Raw genomic sequence first — 10,286 nt, 5'->3', positions numbered from 1 at the left:
GAACTGAAGGGCGGTCACCCCGGTCGGGGTGACCGCCCTTCGGCGTTCTGGTGGACGTCCGCCCGGCTACGGGATGCCCAGCTCGAAGATCACGTAGTGCGCGTACCAGCCCGATGCCACCGCCGTCGTCGTGAAGAAGACGGTCAGCCCGGGCCACTTCAGGCGGCTGAGAGCGGCCGCCGGAGCCAGGAGCAGCGGGAAGGCGGGCAGCAGGTAGCGGGAGGTGTTGCCGAACATCTGCTGGGTGCCCAGGACGGTGACGACGCCGGCCAGGGTGTAGGCGACGAGCACCAGCGGTGGCCTCCGGCGCAGCATCAGCGCGATCAGGAAGGGCAGCGCGACGACGAGCTGGACGCCGAGCAGATCGGGCGTGGAGAAGGCGAACAGGTAGTCGTTGTGCCCGACGGCGACGTTGCCGAGGACGTCCGCCGTGTAGGCGCCCCAGTCGAAGTAGTGCGCCCACCCCTCGCGCTGGAGCGTGAAGTAGGCGGTGAGGTCGCCCATCCTCCACCCGACCCACGCGACGTAGGTGAGCAGGCCGAGCGGCGCCGCGACCATCGCGAAGACCGGCTGCCCGACCCCGTGTTCGCGCCGGCCGTCCCGCCGCAGGACGGTGACCAGGGCGGCCAGCCCCACCGCGCCGATGAGGGCCGCCGAGGTGGGCCGGTTCAGCCCGGCCAGGAAGGCCAGCAGGCCCGCGGCGACCCAGCGGCCCCGCATCACGCTGTAGCAGGTCCAGGCGGCGATGGCGACGAACAGGGACTCCGAGTACACGGCCCATTCGACGCCCGCCCCGGGCACGACGGCCCACAGCCCGGCGGCGATGGTGCCCGCCCGCACCCCGGCCAGCGCCGAGACCACGGCGTAGACTCCCGCAGCCGCCACCAGCGAGGCCAGGACCGACACGAGGATCCCGGAGCCGTACAGGCCGAGCCCGGTCGTCTCCGAGACGGAGCGGATCAGCCCCGGGTAGAGCGGGAAGAACGCGACCGAGTTCTGCTTGACGGTGAAGAGGCCCCCGCCGGGCAGCGGTTCCAGCGGCTTCGGGTCGTACCCGTGCCCGGCGACCTGCAGGTACCACCAGCCGTCCCAGGTGGACAGCACGTCCCACCAGTGGGCGCCGCCACCGAATCTGGGGTCCTTCCTCCGGTAGTCGCCCGCATGCTCCAGCAGGCAGGCGAATATGGTGAGGCCCACGAGCTTCGTGACGCAGTACAGGACGAGTGGGGCCACGTACGGCCGCGCACCCGGCGGCAGCGTGAGCCGGCGGCTCGGGCGCGGAGTGCCGGACTGTTCCCCGGGCAGGACGGTGTCCGCCTCGATGCCCCCGGAAGCCGTGCTCATCCCTGCGGTCTCCCCCCTCGGCCGACCGCCGGGGCCGAGGGAGGTGCCGCGGGCCCGGGGGTCGTGAAGTGTCAGTCACAAGACCACACGAGGATCACTCGTGTGTGGCCAAAGCGTCGCATGCGCGGGGCGGAGGGGGGAGAAGCGGGTGACCGGAGGAGCGGACCCGGCGATCGAGCTGTCCGTCGTCGTACCCATGTTCAACGAGGCCGAGGCGCTGCCCGCGCTCGTCAGCCGGCTGCGCCCGGTCCTCGGGGACCTCGGCGTGCCGTACGAGCTGGTCGCCGTCGACGACGGCAGCACCGACGGCACCGGCGAGCTGCTCGCCGCCTTCCGGCTCGGCTGGCCGGAGCTGCGGGTGATCGGCCTGCGCCGCAACTCGGGGCACCAGGCCGCCCTGACCGCGGGCCTGGACCGGGCCGTCGGCGCGTACGTCGTCAGCATCGACGCGGACCTGCAGGACCCGCCCGAGAAGATCCCCGACATGCTGGCCCTGGCCCGCGCCGAGGGGCTCGACATCGTCTACGGCATCCGCGCCGACCGGGCCAGCGACACCGGCTTCAAGCGGTGGACCGCGGGGCTCTACTACCGGCTGGTGCGCCGTCTCGCCGGTCCCTCCGTGCCCGCGCAGGCGGGTGACTTCCGCCTGCTCAGCCGGGCCGCCGTGGAGGCGCTGAAGGCGCTGCCCGACCAGCAGCGGGTCTACCGGCTGCTGGTGCCCTGGCTGGGCTTTCCGAGCGGCCGGGTGGCCTACGAGCGCGCCCCCCGCACGGCCGGCCGCAGCAAGTACCCGCTGGGCCGGATGATCCGGCTGGCCGTCGACAGCGTCACGGGGTTCTCGGCGGCCCCGCTGCGGCTGGCCACCTGGCTGGGCGGCTTCGCCTTCCTGGTCTGCCTCGGGCTGATGGTGTACACGCTCGCCGCCCATGTCCTGGACCACACGGTCCCGGGCTGGACCTCGCTGTTCACCGGGGTGCTCTTCATCGGCGCGGTGCAGCTCGTCTGCGTGGGGCTGCTCGGGGAGTACGTGGCCCGCATATACACGGCCATACAGAACCGGCCGACGTACTTCGTGGGCCACGACACGGCGGAGCAGACCGAGGAGACGACGTCGCGCCGCTGATCACCGGAGCCCGCCGGCCCCCGGTCCCGTCGCCTTTGTTTTGACCGGAGTGGGTGCGGTAGGTACGCTCAGACCTTGTGCCTGGGGTGTGCCCTGGCTTTCGTGCGTGCCTTCAACCGCACGCGGAGCCGACACCGGCCATCGCAATCCGTGCCTTTCCCGTCTCGCGGCGGAAGCGCGGCGGATTCGACACACCCGACCGCGTGGGTCGGAGATGTTCCAGGTTAGCTGTACTCATCGGCACACAGAAACCGGAGAAGTAGTGCCTACGATCCAGCAGCTGGTCCGTAAGGGCCGGCAGGACAAGGTCGAGAAGAACAAGACGCCCGCACTCGAGGGTTCCCCTCAGCGTCGTGGCGTCTGCACGCGTGTGTTCACGACCACCCCGAAGAAGCCGAACTCGGCCCTCCGCAAGGTCGCGCGTGTGCGTCTGACCAGCGGCATCGAGGTCACCGCTTACATTCCGGGTGAGGGACACAACCTGCAGGAGCACTCCATCGTGCTCGTGCGCGGCGGCCGTGTGAAGGACCTGCCGGGTGTTCGCTACAAGATCATCCGCGGTTCGCTCGACACCCAGGGTGTCAAGAACCGCAAGCAGGCTCGCAGCCGTTACGGCGCCAAGAAGGAGAAGTAAGAATGCCTCGTAAGGGCCCCGCCCCGAAGCGCCCGGTCATCATCGACCCGGTCTACGGTTCTCCTCTGGTGACCTCCCTGATCAACAAGGTGCTGCTGAACGGCAAGCGCTCCACCGCCGAGCGCATCGTCTACGGCGCCATGGAGGGTCTGCGTGAGAAGACGGGCAACGACCCGATCATCACGCTGAAGCGCGCGCTTGAGAACATCAAGCCGACCCTCGAGGTCAAGTCCCGCCGTGTCGGTGGCGCCACCTACCAGGTGCCGATCGAGGTCAAGCCCGGTCGCGCCAACACGCTGGCACTGCGCTGGCTGGTCGGTTACTCCCGCGCCCGTCGCGAGAAGACCATGACCGAGCGCCTGCTCAACGAGCTTCTCGACGCCTCCAACGGCCTGGGTGCCGCTGTGAAGAAGCGCGAGGACACGCACAAGATGGCCGAGTCCAACAAGGCCTTCGCGCACTACCGCTGGTAGTCGCTACCCACATCGAGACCGAGAGAAGACTGAAGCCTTATGGCTACCACTTCACTTGACCTGGCCAAGGTCCGCAACATCGGGATCATGGCCCACATCGACGCGGGCAAGACGACCACCACCGAGCGGATCCTGTTCTACACCGGTGTGTCCTACAAGATCGGTGAGGTCCACGACGGCGCTGCCACCATGGACTGGATGGAGCAGGAGCAGGAGCGTGGCATCACGATCACCTCTGCTGCCACCACCTGCCACTGGCCGCTCGAGAACGTCGATCACACCATCAACATCATCGACACCCCGGGTCACGTCGACTTCACCGTCGAGGTGGAGCGCTCCCTGCGTGTGCTCGACGGTGCCGTGACGGTGTTCGACGGCGTCGCCGGTGTCGAGCCCCAGTCCGAGACGGTGTGGCGTCAGGCGGACCGCTACGGCGTCCCGCGCATCTGCTTCGTCAACAAGCTCGACCGGACCGGTGCCGAGTTCCACCGCTGCGTCGACATGATCACCGACCGTCTGGGTGCCCAGCCGATCGTGATGCAGCTGCCGATCGGTGCCGAGGCCGACTTCAAGGGCGTCATCGACCTCGTGACGATGAAGGCCCTGGTCTGGTCCGCCGAGGCCACCAAGGGCGAGATGTACGACACCGTCGACATCCCGGACACGCACGCCGAGGCTGCCGAGGAGTACCGCGGCAAGCTGCTCGAGGCCGTGGCCGAGAACGACGAAGAGATCATGGAGCTGTACCTGGAGGGCCAGGAGCCCACCGTGGAGCAGCTGTACGCCGCGATCCGTCGTATCACCATCGCGTCCGGCAAGGGCACCGGCACCACCGTGACCCCGGTGTTCTGCGGTACCGCCTTCAAGAACAAGGGCGTCCAGCCCCTGCTCGACGCGGTCGTGCGCTACCTGCCGTCGCCGGTCGACATCGAGGCCATCGAGGGCCACGACGTCAAGGACCCCGAGGTCGTCGTCAAGCGCAAGCCGTCCGACGAGGAGCCGCTGTCCGCGCTGGCGTTCAAGATCATGAGCGACCCGCACCTCGGCAAGCTCACCTTCGTCCGGGTCTACTCGGGCCGCCTGGAGTCCGGCACCTCGGTGCTGAACTCCGTCAAGGGCAAGAAGGAGCGCATCGGCAAGATCTACCGCATGCACGCCAACAAGCGTGAGGAGATCGACTCGGTGGGCGCCGGCGACATCGTCGCCGTCATGGGCCTGAAGCAGACCACCACCGGTGAGACGCTGTCCGACGACAAGAACCCGGTCATCCTGGAGTCCATGGACTTCCCGGCGCCGGTCATCCAGGTCGCCATCGAGCCCAAGTCGAAGGGCGACCAGGAGAAGCTGGGCGTCGCGATCCAGCGCCTGGCCGAGGAGGACCCGTCCTTCCAGGTCCACTCGGACGAGGAGACCGGCCAGACCATCATCGGTGGTATGGGCGAGCTGCACCTCGAGGTGCTGGTCGACCGTATGCGCCGTGAGTTCAAGGTCGAGGCCAACGTCGGCAAGCCGCAGGTGGCCTACCGCGAGACGATCCGCAAGACCGTCGAGCGCGTCGACTACACCCACAAGAAGCAGACCGGTGGTACCGGTCAGTTCGCGAAGGTGCAGATCGGCATCGAGCCGCTCGAGGGTGGCGACACCTCGTACGAGTTCGTGAACAAGGTGACCGGTGGCCGTATCCCGAAGGAGTACATCCCTTCGGTCGACGCCGGTGCGCAGGAGGCCATGCAGTTCGGCATCCTCGCCGGTTACGAGATGACCGGCGTGCGCGTCATCCTCCACGACGGCGCCTACCACGAGGTCGACTCCTCCGAGCTCGCCTTCAAGATCGCCGGTTCGCAGGCGTTCAAGGAGGCCGCGCGCAAGGCCGGCCCCGTGCTCCTCGAGCCGATGATGGCCGTCGAGGTCACCACGCCCGAGGACTACATGGGTGAGGTCATCGGCGACATCAACTCCCGCCGTGGCCAGATCCAGGCCATGGAGGAGCGGGCCGGTGCCCGCGTCGTGAAGGGCCTCGTGCCCCTTTCGGAGATGTTCGGCTACGTCGGCGACCTCCGCAGCAAGACGTCGGGTCGCGCGAGCTACTCGATGCAGTTCGACTCCTACGCCGAGGTTCCGCGGAACGTCGCCGAGGAGATCATCGCGAAGGCCAAGGGCGAGTAACGCACCGCGTTCTCACGCTTTAGGCTTGACTCCGGAGCCTCAAGGGGCAAACAGCCGCAAACGTGGATGTCTGCCCCGGGTTCCGGGCTTTAACAGCAAAGATCACCTGGCGCCGATGAAGTAAGGCGTACAGAACCACTCCACAGGAGGACCCCAGTGGCGAAGGCGAAGTTCGAGCGGACTAAGCCGCACGTCAACATCGGCACCATCGGTCACATCGACCACGGTAAGACCACCCTCACGGCGGCCATTACCAAGGTGCTGCACGAGGCGTACCCGGACCTGAACGAGGCCACCCCGTTCGACAACATCGACAAGGCGCCCGAGGAGCGTCAGCGCGGTATCACCATCTCCATCGCGCACGTCGAGTACCAGACCGAGGCGCGTCACTACGCCCACGTCGACTGCCCGGGTCACGCGGACTACATCAAGAACATGATCACCGGTGCCGCGCAGATGGACGGCGCGATCCTCGTGGTCGCCGCCACCGACGGCCCGATGCCGCAGACCAAGGAGCACGTGCTCCTGGCCCGCCAGGTCGGCGTTCCGTACATCGTCGTCGCCCTGAACAAGGCCGACATGGTGGACGACGAGGAGATCATGGAGCTCGTCGAGCTCGAGGTCCGTGAGCTCCTCTCCGAGTACGAGTTCCCGGGCGACGACCTGCCGGTCGTCCGTGTCTCCGCGCTGAAGGCCCTCGAGGGCGACGCGCAGTGGACGCAGTCCGTCCTGGACCTCATGAACGCCGTCGACACCGCGATCCCGGAGCCGGAGCGCGACGTCGACAAGCCGTTCCTGATGCCGATCGAGGACGTCTTCACGATCACCGGTCGCGGTACGGTCGTCACCGGCCGTATCGAGCGTGGTGTCCTCAAGGTCAACGAGACCGTGGACATCATCGGTATCAAGCAGGAGAAGACCACCACCACGGTCACCGGCATCGAGATGTTCCGCAAGCTGCTCGACGAGGGCCAGGCCGGTGAGAACGTCGGTCTGCTGCTCCGCGGCATCAAGCGCGAGGACGTCGAGCGCGGCCAGGTCATCATCAAGCCGGGCTCGGTCACCCCGCACACCGAGTTCGAGGCGCAGGCCTACATCCTCTCCAAGGACGAGGGTGGCCGCCACACGCCGTTCTTCAACAACTACCGTCCGCAGTTCTACTTCCGTACGACGGACGTGACCGGCGTCGTGACCCTCCCCGAGGGCACCGAGATGGTCATGCCGGGTGACAACACCGAGATGAAGGTGGAGCTCATCCAGCCCGTCGCCATGGAAGAGGGCCTGAAGTTCGCCATCCGTGAGGGTGGCCGGACCGTGGGCGCCGGCCAGGTCACCAAGATCAACAAGTGATCTTGGACTGACTCGGCCCGGTCTCTGACCTGGTAGCTGTCGGAGAGGCCCGTACGACTTCGGTCGTGCGGGCCTCTTCGCCGTGCGCCGCCGTACTCGTTCGCGGGGTTGTGCGGCGGGGCGCTGCGAACCCGTACCGGTTGGATCACGGCTTCCGTACGACGCCGTCCACGCCTTGTGAACAGGGCGGACGACCGCCTAGGAATGATCGAGTCACTTGTGGATTCCAACGGAAGCGAGCCCGTGAGCACCGCCCCGCCTCCCGAACGGCCCGACGGAACACCGGACGGGCAGCCGTCGCCCTCCGACGATCAGTGGGAGGCGTTGTTGCAGGATCCGGCCGGGGGCGCCCGCTCCGCCGCGCCGAAGGAACCCTCGGCGCGAGCCAGGTTGGTGACCCGGCGGCTGCGTGAGCAGGACGAGGCGCAAGCGCGGGGCAGAGGCCGCGGCGGCCGCGCATGGTGGCCCGGTGCCGCCCGGAAGGCGACGCCGCCCGCCACTCCGCCCGGCTGGCGCACCGGTCCGGCCTGGCGGGAGATGGACGGCAGCGCGGCCCGTGGGCGCCGGGTGCGGACCGCGTTCGGGGTGGCGCTGGCCGTAGCGGTCGCCGTGGTGGCCGTGCGCCCCTCGCTGCTGCTGGACCGGCTGCCCGGCCACGACCCGTCGGACGGGGACACCGTGGCGGCCCCGTCCACGCTGCCGGCCGAGACGGCCCGGCCCACCAGTGCCCCGGCCGTGGCCGGCCAGGACGGCGCCCCCACACTCGCGCACCCCTTCCTCGGTTCGCCCGCGCGGAACTGGGCCGACGGCGCCGACGCCATCGAGCTGCCGGACGCCGTGGCGGTCGGCGGTCTCGGCAAGGCGGACGTCGCGCTCGGTCTGCGCCGCACCAAGGAGTTCCTGGTCGCCGCCAACCTGGACCGGGAGGTGCTGGCCGGCGGCCGGCCCACCCGGGCCCTGTCCCTGCTCGACCCGAGCCAGCCGGAAGTGCCGGCCGGCCTCCGGCGCTCGCTGAGCCACCCCGACCACGAGCACAACCCGCTGAACCTCATCACCCGCTTCGACCCGGACGACGCGCGCCAGGCCGGCGAAGTGATCAAGGTGCGGGGCCATATGACGCTCGGGCCGGGCCGGGCCGGGGAGGCGCGGATCCACGCCGACTACACCTTCGTCTACGCGATGCGGCCGGCGCACGGTGGCGGTGACGAGGTGGCGCGCACCATCGTCCGGCGCAGCATGACCGTCAGCGTGTTCGACCCCAGCCGGTGGCAGGCCACCCGGGGCAAGGTGCAGCTACGGGACTACAGCGCGGAGTACTCCAACATCGACTGCCGGGCCCAGGACGGCCTGCTCCATCCCGCCTTCGCCGGCACCACGCAGAGCGGTGCCCAGCCCACCGGCCCGGCCGAGGACCCCTATGACCGCAGCCGGAAGATGAACAACGAGGCCGCCGACTGCTCCCGGGTCTCGCGCACCTGAACGGTGCCGGGTCCGTCCCCGTTTCCTTCCCGGTACCGCCGGGCCGTCGCGCAGGGAGGCGCCGTGCTGGACAGGGTGGCAGGCAGACTGCGGGAGACGGCACAGGCGGTGGTTCCGTGGCTGGCCGTGGCCGCCGTCGTGATCGCGGCCGCCCAGCAGCAGGGACTGTTCTCGCTGGTGGGGCGGTACGCGGCGGGGCCTGCGAAGGCCGTCCCCCTGCCGGGGGGCGGCGTCTTCGACGGCGACCGGTGCGGGAGCGTGGGATATCACCACTTCCGGCTGCCCGCGGGCGCCACATCACCCCCGCTCCCGCACGACGCGCCCGACGGTCCGCGGCTCGTCCTGGGCGCCCACGGGTACGAGCAGGGACCCCGTACGGCCGCCCGTCTCACCTTCACCCTCCTCCTCGCCCCCGGTGGGGAGCGGCCCCTCGAACTGTCCCGGACCCTCGGTGCGGACGGCGTCGCGGTGGAGATCGAGGGATCGGACGGGCTGGTCGCCGGCGCGTACGGTCTGCCGGTCACATGGCGCGAGCCCGCCGGGCAGGAGCCCGGCCACCGGGTGCGCCTCGGCGCCCGTGACGGCGCGATCGCCGTGGTCGCACTGCCGGTACGGGCGTTGTGCCCCGGCGAGCGGGGGACCGAGGTCAGCCGCAGGCTCCAGGCTCCGATCGACTCGCACCACACCATCACCGGGCAGCCGCCGTACACCCTGACCGTCTCCTTCTCCGACCCGGGCGTCGGGCGGTCGCGCGCCTCGCTGGGTTCGCCGGAGCGCGGTGACGTACTCGCCGTCAGCAACCTGATCCCCGTGGGCCCGCGGACAAGCCGCGTCTGAGCCAGGGCGGGGTCCGGCAGGCCGCCGCCGACCACGAGCCGTGCGTGCCGCCCAGCCGCGGCCGCTGCGGTTCGCACCGGGTCCGGGCGGGCCGCACCGCCTCCTGCCGGAGTCCACTCAGTGCCGGCGGCACGATCCGGGTGCGCTCCGGCACCGGTGCGCCCAGGGGGTGGCCCGTACGCCGTGCCGCCCCCGTTCGAGCAGGGGCCCGCCGAGGGCCCGTTCGATCCTCCTGGGCTCGGCGCTCAACGCGGGCTGCGCGAGCCCGAGCAGCGTCGCGGCCCGCGTCGGACGATCCGCCTCCGCGATCGTCCTGATGGTCCTCAGGTGCCGCAACTCCAGGTCCGTGAGGGGAGCTTGCGGCAGCGGTGCACCGGCGGCGAAGGACGTCAACGCGGCGCGTGCGAAACCCCCCCGTGACGAAGATCGGCGCCCACCGGTTGAAGGAGCGGCGGTGGACGTCGATACGGCGAGGGGCGAGCGGTGGACGGTCCGGCAGGAGGCAACGGCGGGCACGGCGACGGCTCCGGCGCGGGGAGGAGACTCGCGTCCACCCCCGCCGAGAAGCGGGCGGCGGCCAAGGCCCTGAACGACCACATCGAACCGGGGACCCGCAGGGCCGGTGAGTGGGCGGACGACGAGACCGGGGCGGCGGTGAGGGCCTTCGGCGCCCGCGACGGACACGGCTGGCTCACCGCTGCCGCGCTGCGCCGGGCCCACGCGACCTGGGGCGACCAGGTGCGGAACCTGATGGACCGGCTGGGTGCGGAGAAGGACGCGCTGCGCAGTACGAACGTGGTCCTGACCGGCTCGGACCTCGCGGCCGGCTCGGCACTGCGGCGCACCTCCGCGCTCGACCTGTACTGACGGGGGAGCGGCC

The 10,286-nt window shown here is 70.0% G+C and carries 9 protein-coding genes and 1 pseudogene; 8 read left to right on the top strand and 2 right to left on the bottom strand.

Features of this window, described 5'->3' with window-relative positions; all coding sequences use genetic code 11:
- Positions 1-66: 66 nt before the first annotated feature.
- Positions 67-1,344, bottom strand: coding sequence for a glycosyltransferase family 39 protein (locus MXD57_RS17680; RefSeq protein WP_250402405.1), 1,278 nt, complete (start codon positions 1,342-1,344; stop codon positions 67-69).
- A 196-nt stretch (positions 1,345-1,540) separates the two neighbouring features.
- On the opposite strand from MXD57_RS17680, the gene MXD57_RS17675 reads away from it, so the two are divergent.
- From MXD57_RS17675 to MXD57_RS17645, 7 genes are all read left to right on the top strand, one after another.
- Positions 1,541-2,467: a glycosyltransferase family 2 protein gene (locus MXD57_RS17675; RefSeq protein WP_250402435.1), complete on the top strand. Its 927-nt coding sequence runs from the start codon at positions 1,541-1,543 to the stop codon at positions 2,465-2,467.
- A 262-nt stretch (positions 2,468-2,729) separates the two neighbouring features.
- Positions 2,730-3,101, top strand: coding sequence for a 30S ribosomal protein S12 (rpsL, locus tag MXD57_RS17670; protein WP_003948652.1), 372 nt, complete (start codon positions 2,730-2,732; stop codon positions 3,099-3,101).
- A gap of 2 nt (positions 3,102-3,103) precedes the next feature.
- Complete coding sequence (rpsG, locus tag MXD57_RS17665) at positions 3,104-3,574, top strand: 30S ribosomal protein S7 (protein ID WP_003992340.1); 471 nt, start codon at positions 3,104-3,106, stop codon at positions 3,572-3,574.
- Between the two features lie 39 nt (positions 3,575-3,613).
- Positions 3,614-5,740 carry an elongation factor G gene (gene fusA, locus MXD57_RS17660; RefSeq protein ID WP_250402404.1) on the top strand — a complete coding sequence of 709 codons (2,127 nt, stop codon included), beginning with the start codon at positions 3,614-3,616 and terminating at the stop codon, positions 5,738-5,740.
- Between the two features lie 156 nt (positions 5,741-5,896).
- Complete coding sequence (gene tuf / locus MXD57_RS17655; protein WP_250402403.1) at positions 5,897-7,090, top strand: elongation factor Tu; 1,194 nt, start codon at positions 5,897-5,899, stop codon at positions 7,088-7,090.
- Positions 7,091-7,333: 243 nt separating this feature from the next.
- Positions 7,334-8,569: a hypothetical protein gene (locus MXD57_RS17650; protein WP_250402402.1), complete on the top strand. Its 1,236-nt coding sequence runs from the start codon at positions 7,334-7,336 to the stop codon at positions 8,567-8,569.
- Between the two features lie 63 nt (positions 8,570-8,632).
- Positions 8,633-9,406, top strand: coding sequence for a hypothetical protein (locus MXD57_RS17645; RefSeq protein WP_250402401.1), 774 nt, complete (start codon positions 8,633-8,635; stop codon positions 9,404-9,406).
- A gap of 37 nt (positions 9,407-9,443) precedes the next feature.
- On the opposite strand, the pseudogene MXD57_RS17640 reads toward MXD57_RS17645, so the two are convergent.
- A pseudogene (locus MXD57_RS17640) lies at positions 9,444-9,742 on the bottom strand (helix-turn-helix domain-containing protein); the annotation flags it as partial.
- Between the two features lie 147 nt (positions 9,743-9,889).
- Between MXD57_RS17640 and MXD57_RS17635 the strand changes: the two are divergent.
- Positions 9,890-10,273: a hypothetical protein gene (locus MXD57_RS17635; protein WP_250402400.1), complete on the top strand. Its 384-nt coding sequence runs from the start codon at positions 9,890-9,892 to the stop codon at positions 10,271-10,273.
- Positions 10,274-10,286: the final 13 nt, after the last annotated feature.

The sequence above is a fragment of the Streptomyces cellostaticus genome (genome assembly GCF_023630175.1).
GTDB lineage: Bacteria > Actinomycetota > Actinomycetes > Streptomycetales > Streptomycetaceae > Streptomyces > Streptomyces cellostaticus_A.
Note: the sequence above shows the minus strand (reverse complement) of the source record. Positions and strands in the feature narration are given on the sequence as shown.